The organism is Neobacillus niacini, assembly GCF_031456445.1.
Lineage (GTDB): Bacteria > Bacillota > Bacilli > Bacillales > Cytobacillaceae > Neobacillus > Neobacillus niacini_I.
Window position 1 is genome coordinate 1 of the sequence record NZ_JAVDUQ010000011.1, and the last position, 17,968, is coordinate 17,968.

Consider the following 17,968-nt stretch of genomic DNA (forward strand, 5'->3'; position numbering starts at 1 on the left):
GAGCAATATTTAGAATTTGATGATCCTCATGGGCTTCACCTTGAAATAGTGGAAAGAGAAGAGGGAGAAGTTAATACTAGGACTTTTGGTAAGGTGACACCTGAAGTTGCTATAAAAGGTTTTGGCGGAGCAACTCTATTATCAACTCAGCCTAAAAAAACGGCTGAATTGTTAGAAAAAGTAATGGGACTTGTATTAGTTGGTAATGAAGGAGATTTCACTCGTTACCGTTCGACTGCTGATATTGGAAATATCATCGACCTTAAATTAACTCCTATTGGACATGGACAAATGGGTGTTGGAACAGTCCATCACATTGCATGGAGAGCTATTGATGACGAAGATCAATTAGATTGGCAAAAGTATGTGGAAGCGAATGGATATGGTGTTACCCCTGTACAGGATAGAAACTACTTTAATGCAATCTACTTCAGAGAGCATGGAGAAATACTGTTTGAAATTGCTACTGATCCTCCAGGTTTTGCTCATGATGAATCACAAGAGACAATGGGAGAAAAATTGATGTTGCCATCACAGTATGAGCCTCATAGGGCAAAAATTGAAGCAGTATTATTACCATTTGAAGTTAGAGAACTAGACTGATTTTACGAAAAGGAATGATTTCTTTGCTTTCAATCGATCCATCTTCATTGTCCGAACGAGATAATTATAAATTCCTTATTGGAAGTATCATACCTAGACCGATTGCTTTTGTTACAACTAAATCTAAAGAAGGTGTGCTAAACGGTGCACCCTTTAGTTACTTTAATATTGTTTCATCCAATCCCCCTATGATTTCATTATCCATTCAGCGGTCATCGGGGAGACAAAAGGATACAGCAAGAAACATATTCGAGTCAAAAGAATTTGTTGTTCATATCGTGGATGAACAAAATGTTGAAAAGATAAATAAAACAGCTGCAAACCTGCCTCCTGACGAGAGTGAGATTGACTTAGCCAACTTAACTCCAGTGAAAAGTACGAAGATTTCAGTTCCTGGAGTTAAGGAAGCAAAAATCAGAATGGAATGTTCGTTGGAACACTCTTTGGAACTAGGAGGCTCGGATTCGCCTGGGTGTGATCTGATTATAGGAAAAATCGTTCAATTTCAAATAGAAAGTGATATTTATGAAAATGGAAGAATCGAACCAAGAGGCTTAGCTGCTGTAAGTCGATTGGCTGGGAATAATTACGCCAAAATTGGTGATATTTTTGAAATCGAAAGACCTAAATAGTTCCACATCCCATTTGGTGAATTGGAGGTTAAAAAATGCAAAAAACAGCTGGTATCCATCATATCTCAGCAATGGTAAATGATGCTCAACGAAATATAGACTTTTATGCAGGTGTATTAGGTTTAAGGCTTGTTAAAAAAACCATCAATTTTGATCGTCCAGAAGTCTACCATCTTTATTTTGGGAATGAAACGGGTCAACCAGGTACTGTCATTACCTTTTTTCCATGGGCTAAACAATTAAAAGGGCGTATTGGGCAAGGTCAAGTTGGTGTAACTAGTTATGTTATTCCGAAGGGTTCGGTTCCTTTTTGGGAGAATCGATTACGAAAATTCGGAGTGGAGTTTACTTCATCCAGTCGTTTTGGTGAAAGATATGTTAAATTTAACGATCCTGACGGACTTCAACTCGAACTGACGGAACGAGATGAAGGGCCAATGAATACTTGGAACTTTGGTGGAGTTGAAGCAGAAAATGCGATTAAAGGATTTGGCGGTGCTGTTCTGTATTCTGCATATCCACATAAGACAACAGATGTTTTAGAAAATATTTTAGGGTTTGATTGCATCGGTCAAGAAAATGAATTTTTAAGATTTAAATCTGAAGGAAATGTCGGAAACACCATTGATATTCACTTAAATCCTTCAGTCCGAGGGCTAATGGGAGCAGGAACAGTTCACCATATAGCATGGCGAGCAAAAGATGAAGATGAACATCAAAGATGGAGAACACTTCTTTTGGAAAAAGAGTATTATCCCACTGAGATTCTTGACCGAAATTACTTCAAAGCTCTTTATTTTCATGAACCAGGGGGCATCCTCTTTGAAATAGCAACCGACCCACCAGGTTTTGCAGTCGATGAACCTGCTAATGAACTTGGAGAAAAACTCATGCTGCCATCTTGGCTAGATTCAAAAAGAGAAGAATTAGAAGAAACCTTGCCACCTGTTGAGGTTCGAGTTCTGGAGGGAGATAAATAATGAAACATATATTCAATAAGGGTCAAGACCCAACAAAACCAACATTTTTATTACTTCATGGTACTGGTGGAAATGAATTAGACCTGTTACCTCTTGCGGGAAGAATTGATGAAGAAGCTTCTGTCTTAAGTGTTCGTGGGAATGTATTAGAGAATGGGATGCCTCGATTCTTCAGAAGATTAGCAGAAGGAGTATTTGATGAAAAAGACTTAGTTTTCCGAACAAAAGAATTAAATGAGTTTCTAGATAAAGCAGCAGAAAAGTATGGTTTTGACCGAGATAATATTATTGCCATTGGATACTCCAATGGAGCAAATATAGCAGCGAGTCTATTATTTCACTATCAAAATGCCTTAAAGGGTGCCATTCTTCATCATCCTATGGTACCTAGAAAAGGAATTGATCTACCTGATTTATCAGGAAAGAATGTGTTTATTGCGGCTGGAACAAATGATCCAATATGCTCGCCAATGGAATCTGCTGAATTAGAATCTCTATTAAAAAATGCTAATGCGAAAGTTGAACTTCATTGGGAGAATAGAGGTCATCAATTAACTGCACAAGAAGTGGAAGCAGCAGCAAGTTGGTATCGAAAGTTAATAAAAAAATAATACAAATATTTCGGGGGATTAGAATGTTGGTAAAGAACGAAATCGGAGCACTTATTTTACGAGTAACATTAGGAGCATTGTTTTTAATTCATGGAATTGTAAAGTTTCAAGGTGGAATTGAGAATATAGTAGGCTGGTTTGATAGTATCGGATTGCCTGGATTTATGGCTTATGGAGTAGCATTGCTTGAAATCATTGGAGGTGTAGCATTAATCATTGGATTAGCAACAAGACTTGTATCAGCATTGTTTGCATTACTAATGATTGGAGCAACACTTAAAGTGAAACTTTCAGTTGGGTTGTTAGGCAATGGTGAAATGGCAGGGTATGAATTAGATTTGGCATTCTTAGCAATTGCAATATATCTTGCAATCAATGGAAGCAGTGTGTTATCAGTAAGCCATTTGATTTTTCACAAAGATTCAAATGAGTTGAAAAAGGCTGCTTAATAGATGAATTTAGATTTTAAAAGAAAGAAATAATAGGTGGTGTAATTGAATGGGGTTCTTATCCAAATTATTTGGGAATACAACTGATAAGGAGGCAGAAAAAATGGCAAATGTAAATTTAGCAGTAATTTATTACAGTATGGGTGGAACAAACTTTCAACTAGCAAGATGGGCAGAAGAAGGTGCGAAAGAAGCTGGTTCAGAAGTAAAAGTATTAAAAGTTCCTGAACTAGCTCCACAATCGGCTATCGAAGGAAATCCAATTTGGAAAGCTCATGTAGAAGCAACAAAAGATGTTCCAGAGGTTAAATTAGATGACTTAGAATGGGCAGATGCTATTATTTTCAGCGTACCAACTCGCTTTGGTAATATGCCATCACAAATGAAACAATTTTTAGATACTACTGGTGGTCTTTGGTTTAATGGGAAACTAGTTAATAAGGTCGTAAGTGCTATGACTTCCGCTCAAAACCCTCATGGTGGTCAAGAAGGAACTATATTATCACTTTATACAACCATGTATCATTGGGGTGCTATTGTTGCTGCTCCTGGTTACACAGACCCAGTAACATTCGGTGCTGGAGGGAATCCTTACGGAACAAGTGTTACCGTTGGGCAAGATGGAAAAATGATTGAAGATGTCCAAGCAGCAGTAAAACACCAATCAAAGCGTACAGTAACAGTTGCAGAGTGGGTAAAGAAAGCAAATCAATAAATTTAATTAGAAAAAAGCTATACGGAAAAAAGTACCCCATAGTGTAGATGCTAAAAACGTCTACTAAGGGGTACTTTTTCTTGTTTGTCTACTATACTTCATCTTCCTTTTCTTCCGTACTGAATCCCGAACATCTCATTCGCATAAATTATTCCCAGTCCGTAAGCACCCCCATGTTGTTTTATAATATCGAGTGTCCCATTGTAAGTCTCTTTAATAGCAAAATCACGCTGTAATTCTAACAAATATTGTAACCAAGTGATTGGGTGTGCACCAGCCTGTGTCATACGTATTACGGCCATGTCATGTGATTCTTTATTTACCCCACCAGATGCATCAGTGATAAAAAACACTTCATATCCGTCGGCGATAGCACTCAGTACAGGTTCAAGCAAACACACCTCTGTCCAAAGACCCGCCATGACTATTTTTGGGTTGCTGCGGCATCTCTTTTTTCTTGTTCCACTAACGTGGCAGGATAGTGGAATAAGAAATTTGTGGGAATATACTGGTTCCAAATTTTAGGTAAATCTCAAATAACGGATTTGACTACAGTATGCTTTCATTATTTTGAAGCATACTATACAAAGCACTGTGATTTAATTAACGTTTAAGATGAAAAAGGGATGGTGTAAGATGAAAGAGCAGCTTCCACCTGGCCAATTCGAAACAGAAAAATGGCCAATACTGCACACAGGGGATGTTCCCGAGTTTAATGAAATCACATGGAATTTCAGACTTTTTGGTGAGGTAAAGGAAGAAAAGTCCTTATCCTATAAGGAAATCATGGAGCTTCCAAAGACCATATCAAGCGTTAACATGCATTGTGTTACCACCTGGTCTAAATTTGATACAACTTTTGAAGGAATTGCACTTAGAGAGTTATTGAAATTTGTTGAAATTAATGAAGGTGTAAAATACATTAAAATTTACGGTTACTACAATGGGGACAGATTTGGTTATTCTGCAAACCTGCCGCTAGAGCCATTATTAGGGGACGATTCTTTGTTTGTATACCGTTGGAAGGATAAAAATCATGATTGGCATGATATTGATCAAAAACATGGTTATCCACTAAGGTTTATTCCACCAGAAGTATTTTATCTATGGAAAGGCTCAAAGTGGGTTTCAGGGATTGAGTTTATGAAAGTAGACGAGGCTGGTTTTTGGGAAGAGCTTGGCTATTCGATGACAGCAAATCCATTTAAAGAAGAGCGGTACCGTTAACATAGGCTACGAAACAAAAAGGAGGGTGAGAAGTACTTAAACTTTTGATATTTTGCTTCCAATAAAAAAGCAAGGCCATTTTTTTTGTAACGGTGCAGGTTAATGGAAGAAGAATGGATTCCAGCTATTCCGAATGGAAGAACGACAAAAACGAAAACAGAAAGAAAAACCGTAGTATTTTTCTCATTGAGGATCTCTTTACATTGTTAGTAAAGGCTAATAGTTAATTCAAAGTCAACAGTGGACAGAAGTTGAAAGAAAACAACTCGCTTTTTTTTATTTGCTAATGATACAGTCTAGTTGAATAAATAAAATGGGATAAAAGATACACAAGTTTTCGAAAAAAGGTTGAGTAAGGAAGATTTGGCAAATCATAAGTAGAAGGAGGATTTGAAAATGAAATTTACTATTCGTATTTTCTTTAGCGAAAACTATAATAATTCAATATTTGAAAGAGAGCTAAAAAAATCCTTAGAGGAAATTAGTGTATCTGTTACAAGTATTAATTTTAATCAATTTGAAGAAAAATACATACATAATAAAAGGAATATTATTGAGATAAATGTTGAAGTTAAAGGGGACTATATCGATTACAGAACCGTTTTTGGTTGTGTATTTTTAGTATTAGATGAACTTTCTTTAAATTTATCTGGATTAGATATAAATGAATAATAGGCTTCCCTAAGTGCTTTTGTATTTCTAAATTTTCCCTAATAAAAAATTTGTTTTTTAAGGAGGAAATTATGAAAGAATTTATTATTTCATATATAGAAGATAATGAAATTGGTGGCCATAAAAAGGAAATCCTCGTTGTGGGCGAAGACTTTCAATCATGCTATGAAGAGCTTATTCAAAAATATCCAACCATGGTAGGTATTGTTCAGCAATTTGATGAAGAGCACGAAACCATGAATTTTCTCCGCCCTAACAATATTCAAATAGAAAAAGTTACTGAAGAAATCTTCGAGGAAGAAGAGAAAAAAAGAGAAGTTTATGATGGATGATATATATCCACATTTCAGACTGAAGTGTTGACCATTTTATCAATGCTGCAAAATTCATAGCTAAAAATTATCGAAAATTATGCTGCTAAATTTGGTGGCTTTTCTGAAGTGCATAAAAATCCGAACATAGAGCAGATTTATGAGAAACTATTTGGTTTGAATAAACAACTATTTTCTTATTGGTCCGAGAATATACTTTTTAAGACACAGTGGTGGATAACTTTGGGGTTGTTAATAATTCTATAGATAATTGTAGGCGGATTGATTGTTATTCCTATATCAATGGTTATGAAATCCTGCGAATAAGCGAGTATTCGGGAGAACGCTTATTTATAATATCTAAATCCCGTTTAGAAAAAGTGTAGTAGGTTCCCATTATCCACTCATCTTCAGGAATTTGCATTAGATCCAGTCTTTGATCTGTTGTAAGTAATTCTTCTTCCTCTCGCAATTTTCATCCTGTTTCAACTCGATTTTATATAATATTCAGTCTATTATACTTGTATCAATAGAGTACACCCTATTGATACAAGTATAATAGACTGAAAAATCATAGTTGCGAGTGTCTCATAAGACTTGTCTCAAAAAAGAGGTGATATTTTGCGGAAAATCGGTTATATACGTGTCAGTTCGACTAGCCAAAATCCTTCAAGGCAATTTCAGCAATTGAACGAAATCGGTATGGATATTATTTATAAAGAAAATGTTTCTGGCGCAACAAAGGATCGTGAGCAACTTCAACAGATGTTAGAGGATTTACAGGAAGGCGATATTATTTATGTTACAGACTTAACTCGGATCACTCGAAGTACGCAGGATTTATTTGAATTGATTGATTTAATACGAAGGGAAAAGGCAAACTTAAAATCACTCAAGGATACATGGCTAGAGTTTATCAGAAGATAATCCATATAGCCAATTCTTAATTACGGTAATGGCTGGTGTTAATCAATTGGAGCGAGATCTTATCCGAATGCCAACGTGAAGGGATTGATCTAGCTAAGAAAGAAGGAAAGGTTAAAGGCCGATTAAAGAAATATCATAAAAACCACGCAGGAATGAATTATGCAGTGAAGCTATATAAGGAAGGAGGTATGACTGTAAATCAAATATGTGAAATTACAAATGTGTCTAGGGCTTCATTATATAGAGAGCTGTCGGAAGGGAACAAATAGTCATTCCTATTCCATTAAAGGGCCAGATTGTTGAATAACACTTAATAGGAAATTGGCTATGCTTGTTAAAGTAAATAAAGAAGATTGTATAGAAATGTACTTAATGTAACGGGGCATTTAGTTAAATAAACTTTCATGCAAATTCAACATAGAAAACCATCCTCTAAAATATTTAAAATGATGGTTTTTTAAGATATTTTATTTAAGATTTTTCCAACAATAAATCCGAATATTATTCCAGGAAAAACAAACAATATTGGGAGCCATACAGGACCCAATAACACTCCAAATATCATTAAGTCTGAGGAGAAAATTAATCCAACAGTTACAAAAAACGCAGTGAACACATACGGTAGGAAAGAGTAAGGGGCTTTGTCTCCTCCAGCGTCTTTAACTGCATCCCACATTGAAAAAAAGTACAAACAAGGATAAAACATCAACCACTGATAGTTCGCATATTTTATTGCATTGGCAATTTCTCCGTGAAAACTCATAAGTATAATCCGATTGAAATTGGATTGTATATTTGTAAGAATTTCAAGTATTAATAAAACTGTGCCTTTAAAATACTTTCCGTTTAAATACTGTCCAAATCCAGGAAGTGCAATGCTCCACATTAATTTTTCAAATATGCTCTTATTCACTTAATACCCCCCAGCAATTATGCTTATTAGACTTCTTTTGCAATTTCTTTTCTGTTAGGAGCAAGTGGGGGTGTTCTAACCATTTTTGTACCATAACATTAAACCATTTCTTTGTTACGATAAGATTTTTGAGAATAGTACCCTCATAAGCTGTCACAATGTCTGTACACATGGCTGATGCTAGTCCTGCCCATGATAGTTTTGTGCAGCTTGAAACAATAAACCGATATGATACATCATTAACTTACCGGAAAAAGAAGAGTATGTTGAAGTTGTAATTTCTGTTTCCCAAGATTTCGGAACTGGTAAGTTATCTGTTTACATTATTTTTGTAAATATTTTTATTTGACCATCAGCCGTGTTCTGGGAATAAGTTAAGAACTTTTTTTATTCTTTTATTTGAGCGACTTGACTGAATGCGATAGAAAGGGTTTTAGCCATAATACTCTTTTTAGGTTGAAAGAAATACAAATGATTTCTTACGCTGCTAATTTTTAACCTTTTCCGAAAAATCCATCTGTGAAATCTTGGCTGTACGTCTGCTCACTTGGGGGGCATGACGCGGTGGGTGTCGCTTATGGAATTCGTGTAACTGGCCTATGTGCCGAGAAGTTTCTATTTCTTGATTAGCACCTGCCATCGTTTCTATTTATATGACCAATTAGACACAGGTGGTTCATTAAACCAATTTTTCCTTATTAATAACTTCAGCCCTTTCTCTGAGTAGTTTTCAATCATCTTGATTAGTTCCTTTATAGAATCTATATGATCCTTTTTATAACTGGATACCACTGCATTTTGTAGATTAGTTATACTAACTGGATTTAGGAACATTATTAAGTTTGCCATTAATTTATCTGAAAAAGGTGATTCCTTTACTTTATTAACGTGAGCCTCTAGTCCAGTTGTAGTTGGAATTCCATTTTCTCTATAGATATCGGATAAAGAGGCTGATTGATAAAATGCTAACTTTTTCCCTTCTAGTATAAATTTCTTTGTGTCCATATCCTCTACGACTTCAGAAAAACCGGTACAAAGAGCAACTCCAACATTGTTACATTGAAGGGCACTGAACATATTTGCCAATTCTACCGCATTAAGTGGCCGTTGCTGCGTTGCTGCAACTTTGAATAGTTTCCCATCCCTTTCATCTGCTTTTTTGTAAGAGAAGGAATTATTTTGTAATAAATCTTTATCATTAAGCAATTTTAATAAAGAAAAATCTAATTGAATTACATCATTAAGTATTTTTTTATAAAAATTTTTTACTTTATAATCTGTTAATTCAATATATTGAACAGCAAGCGCTCGCAATCCATTACTCGTTATATGCTTTAAGATCTCTATAATTAATTGGTCTGAAAATAGCTTTGTTGTTGAACTATATATATCATCTTCCCTGAAGAACGGTGTATCTTTATAACCTTTCTCAGACAATAATTGAGTAGCCTCTTGTTCTTGATATGTAGAGATTTCATATATTTCATTTAAAATATTCCTTAAATCGGTATCCTCAGAAGTTTCACTAAGATATTTTAATAAAAAATTCATCATGTTTGAACTTGATTGTAAGTACCAAAGGAAACCTAATTCATTTACGTTCATTTTATACCCCCTAAAGACTCAATTTCTTTTTTTATTTTGTCAAAAAAAATTCTTGATTATTCATGAATCAGTAATTTTTCCTAAATACACTTAGAGTTTCATTGTATGGAATTGAACCTTTCGAAAAGGAACAACATTTTATATATCCGACCAAACTGATGTTGGTAATATAATGATTCAAAAATATTGAGGTGAATATCTAAAGCTAACTTCCTTTAATGGGGAAAGTGAGTTATTTTGTAGAGGGCGAACAGTTTTGTGGACGGGATCAAGTCCCCACTGGCAGAGACGTTCCACCTTGGCTACTATGATCATAAAACCTAATAAAAATAGGGCAACCATAAAATCTTTCGTGACATATAAATAGATACTTACACCGAAAGTAAAAATAGTATTTCTGAAAATATGGGTGCAATAGATTTTTTTGCAACGTCGGTAAATTAAAGAGGACAGGGTGTGGCGACTAAGATGAAAGAAGTCGAGTCCCGAGAGCCTACCCTCTTATGTGATAGCCAAATGGGCGAGCTAAAACCCCTGGTTTTGTATATTTGCTTAGAAGTGAATTTAAGTAATTGCAAGGTATCTGCTTTTCAACAAAACCAGCTAATAGTAGGTAACTGCTTATTCAAGAATCGGGCGCTTTAACGGAGCAACGAAAAAAGCCTAATTTCTCAATTTAAATGAAAATTTGGCTTTTTTATATGGGAATTTCCTTAACGTTGTAAATGCGCGTTTATCTTAACTCATATATATAAAACTTTTGTTTATCAATGGTTTATTCATTGAAGTCATGTAAACAACGTATTTTTCTAGACAACAAGCCTCGAAACATCAAATTCTACAAACGTTTGTTGCCTTGAAGGTAAATTAAAACGCCTTAAGGCGTACTAAAAGTAGAAAAAGTCCTTGTTCTTCTTGGAACAATGTAAAGTATGGAACGTTTTATCTAGGCAAGTTATTGGCTGTCTTCTCAGTGTTAAGACATCACTACATTGAATACGTTGGATACATTGGTTACTGAGTTAAGATATTAAGTATTTAAAGTAGTTTTCCACTCAATTTTTCTTCTTTGAATACTTTAAATACTCCTGACTTTCATAGTCAAGATAACCGCATTTTCCTGACGGTACCCCTAAAGGAGTTTTAGCAACCCTAATTGATACTTATGTTGTTGCTAAAAAAAGGGTTGAATACCCGGTTCGTCCTTTTCCTAGAATTTTTAAAACTAACATCATTTATGATGTATTGTTTTTCCCAATTTTAACTGTAATATGGGTTAAATTATCACATAATGATAATTTAGGTAAAATTTTTTTGAAAAGTTTGCTATTTACTGTCCCCATGAGTATCGGTCAATGGTACTTTGAAAAGAATTCTGGATTATTCAAATGGAATAAATGGACACCTTTCCACACTTTCGGATCGTGTACTTTCACAATGTTTACTATTAGAGTTTTTGTCGGACTTTTAAAGAAATTAGATAAATTAAAGGGTAACCTAAATAATTAGGGCTGCCAACGCTGACAGCTTTTCTTTGTAAAGTAACGTGGAGTGGAACAAGAGAGTTAAAAATCCAGTCCTATCTTTTATAGCACTTGACTGATATCGTGCATTTAACTTAATAAAAGGGGCAGTCTAACTGCCCCTTTTTATTCATGAAATTTAGTTTTAAAAAACCAGTTGTGAAAATCTTGTGTTAAGTAATCAGTTATCCAAATTGTTATAAAACTCCAATACCAAGTCCATTTTTTATATTTAATTAATTTTGTATATTTCACTGCAATTATTTCAAAGATGACTATTACAGAAGTACTAATAAAGCAATGCAGGGTTTTTAAAAGGTTAGATTTATTTTTTGGATAGTACAAACTAAATAAAGCGCACAGTCCAGGATATATAAAGTATTCAAATGAAAAAGAAGCTTTATTTGCTTTTTTGAAAAAGAAGCGATATGGATAGGAAATTAAGTTTTTTTCTACCACTAGTAATCCAAAAATCCATGTTAGTGCTTGTTTAAATAAAAATACAACTAGTGATTCACGAATTTTATTTTTTGGTGTAAATTTTATTAATAATAATGACACAATTATCCAGGATGAAATTTCGATAGTTTTCTCTGCTTTGTATTTCATTAATTATCCTCCTTTAATAAATAGTTTTTACTTTTAGAATTGATTAATTCAATTTTTGTTTAAGGTAAAATTATAATACGAAGATAATATGAAATAAAACAGTAAGCGATATTAAGCTAAGCGTTGATTCAAGAAGGATTAACGATCTTATTGTATAGTCCTCCTCTGTTTGTAAAACCAATTTACATCCATTTGGGGAATTTAAATGGCAAAAGAACCACATAATATTATGAAAGGAGGAGAGTCATATAATGCAGATAATGAACAATTATTTTCGTGCGCTTACGGGTATGGTGTACATGATGACCAATAATGAAGTAATGAATCAAATCATTGCCTTTACAGGGACATGAATGGAATGCTCACCTTGTGGGTGCCTACCCAACTTATGGTAGAGGTACTGGTACAAGCGAGGTCTCTACTGCAACAGCAAACGATGGCGTCGACCCCTTAGCGTCACAAGGCGCCCTAACTTTGTCCCGTGATGGACGTTTTCTACTTGCAGTTAACGCAGGCAGCCATAGTATCAGTAGTTTCATCATAAGCGACAGCGGATCACCCGTTCTCGTGGATGTAAAGCCATCAGGAGGTGCTCAGCCCAATAGCGTAGATGTGTCTGGTAATCTTCTCTATGTCTCCAATGTAGGTCATGCCGCAAACAATTTTGCATCCAATATCACTGGTTTTCACATAGATGATAACGGAAGCCTTACTTCTATTCCCGGTTCCACCCATTCTCTCAGCACTTTAAATGCTCAGCCAGCGCAAGTTCTCTTCACTCCGGATGGCAGTAAAATCGTTGTCTCCTAGCTTACATCAAACCATCTCAGTGTATTCCATGTAAATAAAAATGGTAGTGTTACAGGACCAATCGTTAATGATTCTTACGGTCAAGGACCATTGGGCACTTATTTTCTATCGTCTGGAATCCTCTTAGTTACAGAAGCAGTTTCATATGCGCTGTCATCTTATTCATTGAGCAACGACGGTATCCTTTATGTGATCAGCGGCTCTGTACCAAACGGATATAAGAACGCTTGTTAGGTTGTAACAACGAGGGATGAACGTTTTGCATTCACTACCAACACCTTAAGCGGCACCATCTTCACCTACCGAATCGATCCCAATGGAGCACTGTCAGTGGTAAGGCATATTGACAGTACACCACCAGGTACTGCACCAGGTCTTCCGATAGATGTTAGAGTGAGTAAAGATGGACGACATTTTTACACCCTTAACGGAAATCAGGGTACAGTGTCAGTGTTTAATATCCAAGTTGATGGTAGTCTAGTAAAGTTGCAGGTTGCTGCCTGGACTAACTCTCCTTACTTCGGGTCACAAGGCTTAGCTGTTCTTTGATTCTAATGGGTTCACCATACTGTGTGGAATAGAAAAATACAGAAGTTGCTAAAAACAAGGCTGCCGACATACTAGTGGCTATTGTTATGAGAAAACATAATTGCCAACAAGTTTGTGAAGAAATGTACTTAAACAAACGGGTGCAAGAATTGAAGAAAAGCAACGCATTTTTTCAGCATTGCTTTTTTGTGTCCCTTTTTAAAAATACTTCCTATAAAGCTCTTGCCTTAAACTCCCACTTAACTGTGCATATATCCTTGTAGTCTCACTTTTCTCATGACCTAATAAACTCTGAATGACTTCAAGAGGGGCACCATTATTTAACATGTGCGTAGCAAAGAGTGTTTGATTGATATTGCCTCCGGAAAACAACAAATTGTTGATGAGGATGTAGTTGAAAGAGTCATAGAAGACAAATACCTTTAGACCCTGCAGGGTCTCTTTTTTTATCTCGATGAAATGATTTACAGAAAGTAAATATGGCGAAAAATAATCGGAATTCGCCATTTCGGTTCCGAAAATGCCGCCATCGAATATTACCCGTAACATCATAAAACGTATTCGGTGAGATAAACTTGAAGGTTTTAAGGTTTCGCTCGACTTTGCCAGGTATTCTTTTATGAACAGTGGATATGGTATCAATTTTAACATCCTTGAAATATCGAATAAGTAATGTGGATTGAAGTTTATATGCTTTAAGTGTTTGTGGTGAGAACCCTTCAATTCGTTTATCTGATTCATACGTTTCCCATGCCTTTGACAATAACTACATACATCTCTCCCTAAAATTTCTTTTTTAGAGGAATTATTGACTTATTCTAGAAATTGAAACGGGAGAAACTATTCAGCTATCGGGGCAGGAAAGTTTAACTATAATAAGAATAATAAGATTTAGTTTGAGGAATTTTATAAAAAACATATTTAAAAGGAAGTTGATTTATATGGATAAAAAAAAGACTTTCGCTTTAGCGATGTTAATCGTTCCTTGGCTAACTGTTCCCTTCATGGGGAAAAAATCATTTTTTAGGTTTTTACCTGTAGCATGTTTTGTTAATTTATTTTTAAGTGTGTTAGGTGTAATTGCGAATAAGAAAAAATGGTGGGTAAATAAAAACCCTTTATCTCCTGGTTTTGTGGATTTTACATATATATTAGGTCCTTTTTTTGTAGCCACACTATGGGTATTTAAACTAACATACGGCAATTTTCTAAAATATTTAATTGCAAATATGGTAATAGATGCTATTAATGCTTATCCTTTTGCTCAAATATGGGAAAAGGTAGGAGTTTTTAAATTTAAAAAGTTGAATCATACTATATGGTATTTTATATGTGTGTCATTAGCAATTATTATTTATGGGTATCAATATATAGTGGAAAAATCGATTAATAAAATTAAATACGAGGTTTAAAGAAATACTTAGAGGAATATTTTTAAAATATATTTACTAAAAAAATAAAAATGTTTAGTTTGTGAAAATATATACTTAAAGTAACGGGTGCAAGAGTTGAAGATCAAGCTGTCAATTTGGCAGCTTTTCTTATTGGACTAAATGGGCAGGTTTGTACAATAAATAATTTCATATATACAAAGGACATACCCTAGAAATTGTTGAATAAAGTATCATATGGTTACAATACGCGCTAAGGAGGATTTGGAATGAACAGAACGGAATCGTTACTTCAAAACTGGGACTTTTGCTACGATAAAGAAGATTGGTATCCGCCGCTCGTTGACGCACTCAAAGCGCTTACGGCGGAGCAAGCAGATTGGCGCCCGGCTGGCGAGCATGCGAACACGATTTGGGAGACAGTTGAGCATTTGATTTTTTACAAGGAACGGTTGCTCAAAAGAATTACCGGTGAGGAATCGCAGTATCCGGAAGGGTTGACGAATGACGATACGTTCGCAGTCGCTTCGAAAACGGAGAGCGATTGGGAAGCCACGCAAAATAGGCTAAAAAGCGTCCATCTTGGCATCCGTGAGAGTATTACGAATTTAAACGTTGACCAATTGCAAGCTCTTGTTACTAATCGTCCATTAGACGAGTGGCTGAACAGCCTCATTCTCCATGACGCTTATCATACGGGCCAAATTATCCTGATCCGCAAGTTGCAAGGCTCTTGGCCATCGCGCCGCTCTTTTGAATAGGGCAAAAAATTGCACTGCAGTTCGAGAACGTGGGGCCCTATATATCACGAATTACATCAAATATTTGTCGAGCTATTTGACGAAATGTCGGCAACGGAGAAACGCCTCCTAACAGCAGCTTTAGCACATATATGCTACTGACGGCATTAAGCAGCAATTCCTAGTGGAACCAGCGCTTCGACGCACTGGAAGAACACCTCAAGACCATGACTAAAAAGGAAGAACAATGAACATGCCCACATCTGAACCGGAGTTTACAATTACCCGCACCCTGAATGCCCGCCGCGATCTCGTGTGGCGCGCCTGGACCGAGGAGAAGGAACTCGCCGACTGGCTACCTTCGACACCCCTAGAGACCATCTCCTTCGACGTTCGCAAAGGTGGACGCTACCGCTACACTTTGGTCAACATTGAGACTGGCGAGAAGTATCCCACCGGAGGTGTGTTTCTCGACGTGGTACCATTCGAACGGCTCGTTTTCACCTGGGGCTACCCCGATGCTCCCATCGAGAACTCGCCTGTCGTGACCCTAACCCTTACCGCACACGGCGACCGCACCGAGATGATTTTCCACCTGCGCGGATTAGTTGGTCACCCTGGCGATCAGTACTTTTACGACGGATGGTCCGCAGCTCTTGACAATATTGTGAAAAAATATACTTAAACAAACGGGTGCATTACTTCAACAAAGGGGTAATGCTTTTTTATTGAACTAAAGAGGGCAGGTTAGTGGAAAAGGGTAATAAAAATCTCTTTTTAAGTTTATTATGGTAAAATATGAAAAAAGAAAGATATAGGTTAAAGAGGAGTAAAACTAATGTCATTACTATCAAGTGAACGAATACTTTTAAAGGACATTTCTGAAAAGGACCTGGATGAATTATTTAAATTGTATTCTGACCCAGAAGTAATGAGATATTTTGGAAGAATCTCCATAAAAAGTAAACGAGAAGCAATGGAAATTATAATGCAAAATATTCGAATGAAAGAAGAAGATTCTGGAGTAAGATATGCAGCATACTTAAAGGATACAAATGATTTTGTCGGAATAATCACTTTGAAAAGGTACGATACAAGAAATAGTCGTGCAGAAATTGATTATATTGTGTCACCTGAACATCAGAGAAAAGGTTTTGCTTCAGAAATGTTAGCCCTTTTTTTGGAAGATGTATTTAAAAAATGGTCCTTGGAAAGAATTTCAGCTTACGTATTTTTAGAAAATAAGCCATCGTGTGAATTATTAGAGAAGCTCAATTTCAAAAGAGAAGGTATTTTGCGTCATTGGACGTGTGTAGATAATATCTATTATGATTCATATTCTTACAGTTTAATTTTGTCCGATTTCGAAGTGAAGAAGGTAGTAAATAAAGAATTAGGGAGATTACATAATTGTTTTAAGTAAAGTTTTAATTAAAGAAAATACAATATTTTTCTTCGCTAACGTAAACATTTAGTTTAATTTATTAAGATGGAAATCAAAAGATTGTGAAATATTATACTAAAACTAACGGGCGCAAGTATTGAACAACGATGGACTGTTTCAATAGTCCATTTTTTCTTGTCTATAATCGGTTAAAAGGCAGATTTATTAAGTAACAATGGCTTAAATCTTGTATTAGAACTTTATTATTAGATATAGTGGGATAAAATAAATAAAAATTAAAGAAATTTAGCCTATTAAAAAAAGGGGACAATATAAGATGAGTGAAGCAGTCAATTTACATGGAAGTGCCATAGACATGTTGAGGGCGACAAGCCGGACCTTTTTTATTCCTATTAGTTATTTACCGCCAGGATTACAAGAAGCTGTTACATCCGCTTACTTATGCATGAGAGCTATTGACGAAATTGAAGACCACCCCCAACTCCGATTGGAATCCAAACATGATCTATTATGTTCAATTAGCGTCCTCTTGAAAAAGCCCTTCGATAATAAGGAGTTCATGGCTTTATTTCACCCATACAAATCCCTCTTGCCGGAGGTTACCTTACGATTTGGAGATTGGATAAAACTTTGTCCACCGACAATTGTAGAAAACATTTCGAATGCCACATCTACTATGGCGAAGGGGATGGCGGACTGGGCTTTAAAAGAGTGGCGGATTCAGAATGAAGAAGGATTGAATGAATACACATTCTACGTTGCAGGTTTGGTAGGTGTCATGCTCTCAGATATTTGGAAGTGGTACGATGCTGTTGAAACGGACAAGGACCTAGCAATAGCCTTTGGCCGCGGCTTGCAGTCCATCAATATTCTTCGCAATCGTGCTGAAGATTTAGAGCGAGGTGTGGATTTCTTTCCCGAAGGATGGGAGTTAGAAGATATGTTTATGTATGCCCGACGTAACCTAGCATTGGCTGACGTCTATTTGCAAGATATTAAACCCGGTCCGATCCTTAATTTTTGTAAAATCCCGATAGCTCTTGCTCATGGTACACTTGATGCTTTAACAGAGGGGAAGGAAAAAATGAGTAGAGCTACCGTAACTGAAATAGTTAGTCGGGTAGTAGATAGAAAAGGAGATTTCACAATTAGTTAATAATTTAGCAATTATGTCTTTACCTTAAAATCAAGGTACAGCTAACAGTTGTGGATGGGATAGTAGTGCATAACCATTCAAAGTCTTTAGTCGAAAAGTAACATAGTTATAAAAAGAGGATTCCACTAGAATCCTCTTTT

18 protein-coding genes and 5 pseudogenes are annotated in these 17,968 nt (G+C 35.8%); 17 read left to right on the plus strand and 6 right to left on the minus strand.

What is annotated here, in order from left to right:
• From J2Y67_RS11270 to wrbA, 6 genes are all read left to right on the plus strand, one after another.
• Positions 1-603: VOC family protein (locus tag J2Y67_RS11270; RefSeq protein WP_310173992.1), on the plus strand; the 603-nt coding region annotated here is incomplete at its 5' end.
• Between the two features lie 23 nt (positions 604-626).
• A complete protein-coding gene (locus tag J2Y67_RS11275) occupies positions 627-1,235 on the plus strand; it encodes a flavin reductase family protein (RefSeq protein WP_310173994.1) in 609 nt (202 codons plus the stop codon).
• Between the two features lie 35 nt (positions 1,236-1,270).
• The gene (locus J2Y67_RS11280; protein ID WP_310173996.1) at positions 1,271-2,215 is read left to right on the plus strand and encodes a ring-cleaving dioxygenase; all 945 of its coding nucleotides are present in this window, start codon (positions 1,271-1,273) and stop codon (positions 2,213-2,215) included.
• Positions 2,215-2,826, plus strand: a complete 612-nt coding sequence (locus J2Y67_RS11285) for an alpha/beta hydrolase (RefSeq protein ID WP_310173998.1) — start codon at positions 2,215-2,217, stop codon at positions 2,824-2,826. Before J2Y67_RS11280 ends, J2Y67_RS11285 begins: the two co-directional genes overlap by 1 nt.
• Before the next feature lie 23 nt (positions 2,827-2,849).
• Positions 2,850-3,275 (plus strand): DoxX family protein, encoded by a 426-nt coding sequence (locus J2Y67_RS11290; protein WP_310174001.1) that lies wholly within the window; start codon positions 2,850-2,852, stop codon positions 3,273-3,275.
• 49 nt (positions 3,276-3,324) lie between these two features.
• On the plus strand, positions 3,325-3,990 hold the full coding sequence (gene wrbA / locus J2Y67_RS11295; RefSeq protein ID WP_310174002.1) for an NAD(P)H:quinone oxidoreductase: 666 nt from the start codon (positions 3,325-3,327) through the stop codon (positions 3,988-3,990).
• 98 nt (positions 3,991-4,088) lie between these two features.
• On the opposite strand, the gene J2Y67_RS11300 is transcribed toward wrbA, so the two are convergent.
• Positions 4,089-4,412 (minus strand): isochorismatase family protein, encoded by a 324-nt coding sequence (locus J2Y67_RS11300; protein ID WP_310174004.1) that lies wholly within the window; start codon positions 4,410-4,412, stop codon positions 4,089-4,091.
• Between the two features lie 214 nt (positions 4,413-4,626).
• Between J2Y67_RS11300 and J2Y67_RS11305 the strand changes: the two genes are divergently transcribed.
• The 3 genes from J2Y67_RS11305 to J2Y67_RS11315 all read left to right on the plus strand — a co-directional run bounded on the left by J2Y67_RS11305 (position 4,627) and on the right by J2Y67_RS11315 (position 6,221).
• Positions 4,627-5,217, plus strand: a complete 591-nt coding sequence (locus J2Y67_RS11305; protein WP_310174006.1) for a molybdopterin-dependent oxidoreductase — start codon at positions 4,627-4,629, stop codon at positions 5,215-5,217.
• A 396-nt stretch (positions 5,218-5,613) separates the two neighbouring features.
• Entirely contained in the window at positions 5,614-5,889 is a 276-nt protein-coding gene (locus tag J2Y67_RS11310; protein ID WP_310174008.1) for a hypothetical protein, read from the plus strand.
• A 71-nt stretch (positions 5,890-5,960) separates the two neighbouring features.
• Positions 5,961-6,221, plus strand: a complete 261-nt coding sequence (locus tag J2Y67_RS11315; RefSeq protein ID WP_310174010.1) for a hypothetical protein — start codon at positions 5,961-5,963, stop codon at positions 6,219-6,221.
• 313 nt (positions 6,222-6,534) lie between these two features.
• Here J2Y67_RS11315 and J2Y67_RS27970 read toward each other — a convergent pair.
• Positions 6,535-6,679: pseudogene (locus J2Y67_RS27970) on the minus strand (DUF4158 domain-containing protein); the annotation flags it as partial.
• Positions 6,680-6,821: 142 nt separating this feature from the next.
• Between J2Y67_RS27970 and J2Y67_RS11320 the strand changes: the two are divergent.
• Positions 6,822-7,396 (plus strand): annotated as a pseudogene (locus J2Y67_RS11320) (recombinase family protein).
• Between the two features lie 188 nt (positions 7,397-7,584).
• Here J2Y67_RS11320 and J2Y67_RS11325 read toward each other — a convergent pair.
• Both J2Y67_RS11325 and J2Y67_RS11335 read right to left on the minus strand, forming a co-directional pair.
• Positions 7,585-8,040, minus strand: coding sequence for a hypothetical protein (locus tag J2Y67_RS11325; RefSeq protein ID WP_310174011.1), 456 nt, complete (start codon positions 8,038-8,040; stop codon positions 7,585-7,587).
• A gap of 645 nt (positions 8,041-8,685) precedes the next feature.
• Positions 8,686-9,645, minus strand: a complete 960-nt coding sequence (locus tag J2Y67_RS11335) for a DUF3231 family protein (RefSeq protein WP_310174013.1) — start codon at positions 9,643-9,645, stop codon at positions 8,686-8,688.
• A 1,146-nt stretch (positions 9,646-10,791) separates the two neighbouring features.
• Here J2Y67_RS11335 and J2Y67_RS11340 point away from each other — a divergent pair.
• A pseudogene (locus J2Y67_RS11340) lies at positions 10,792-11,154 on the plus strand (CBO0543 family protein); the annotation flags it as partial.
• 140 nt (positions 11,155-11,294) lie between these two features.
• On the opposite strand, the gene J2Y67_RS11345 reads toward J2Y67_RS11340, so the two are convergent.
• Positions 11,295-11,777, minus strand: coding sequence for a CBO0543 family protein (locus tag J2Y67_RS11345; RefSeq protein WP_310174015.1), 483 nt, complete (start codon positions 11,775-11,777; stop codon positions 11,295-11,297).
• 251 nt (positions 11,778-12,028) lie between these two features.
• Between J2Y67_RS11345 and J2Y67_RS11350 the strand changes: the two are divergent.
• Positions 12,029-13,136: pseudogene (locus tag J2Y67_RS11350) on the plus strand (lactonase family protein).
• A 198-nt stretch (positions 13,137-13,334) separates the two neighbouring features.
• Here J2Y67_RS11350 and J2Y67_RS28175 read toward each other — a convergent pair.
• Positions 13,335-13,475 (minus strand): annotated as a pseudogene (locus tag J2Y67_RS28175) (tyrosine-type recombinase/integrase); the annotation flags it as partial.
• 602 nt (positions 13,476-14,077) lie between these two features.
• Here J2Y67_RS28175 and J2Y67_RS11360 point away from each other — a divergent pair.
• The 5 genes from J2Y67_RS11360 (at position 14,078) to J2Y67_RS11380 (ending at position 17,828) form a co-directional block, all read left to right on the plus strand.
• On the plus strand, positions 14,078-14,548 hold the full coding sequence (locus J2Y67_RS11360) for a hypothetical protein (protein ID WP_310174017.1): 471 nt from the start codon (positions 14,078-14,080) through the stop codon (positions 14,546-14,548).
• Between the two features lie 248 nt (positions 14,549-14,796).
• Positions 14,797-15,288 (plus strand): DinB family protein, encoded by a 492-nt coding sequence (locus tag J2Y67_RS11365; RefSeq protein WP_310174019.1) that lies wholly within the window; start codon positions 14,797-14,799, stop codon positions 15,286-15,288.
• Positions 15,289-15,520: 232 nt separating this feature from the next.
• Positions 15,521-15,952, plus strand: coding sequence for an SRPBCC family protein (locus J2Y67_RS11370; protein WP_310174021.1), 432 nt, complete (start codon positions 15,521-15,523; stop codon positions 15,950-15,952).
• Between the two features lie 153 nt (positions 15,953-16,105).
• The gene (locus J2Y67_RS11375; RefSeq protein ID WP_310174023.1) at positions 16,106-16,690 is read left to right on the plus strand and encodes a GNAT family N-acetyltransferase; all 585 of its coding nucleotides are present in this window, start codon (positions 16,106-16,108) and stop codon (positions 16,688-16,690) included.
• 298 nt (positions 16,691-16,988) lie between these two features.
• Positions 16,989-17,828 carry a phytoene/squalene synthase family protein gene (locus tag J2Y67_RS11380; protein WP_310174025.1) on the plus strand — a complete coding sequence of 280 codons (840 nt, stop codon included), beginning with the start codon at positions 16,989-16,991 and terminating at the stop codon, positions 17,826-17,828.
• Positions 17,829-17,968: the final 140 nt, after the last annotated feature.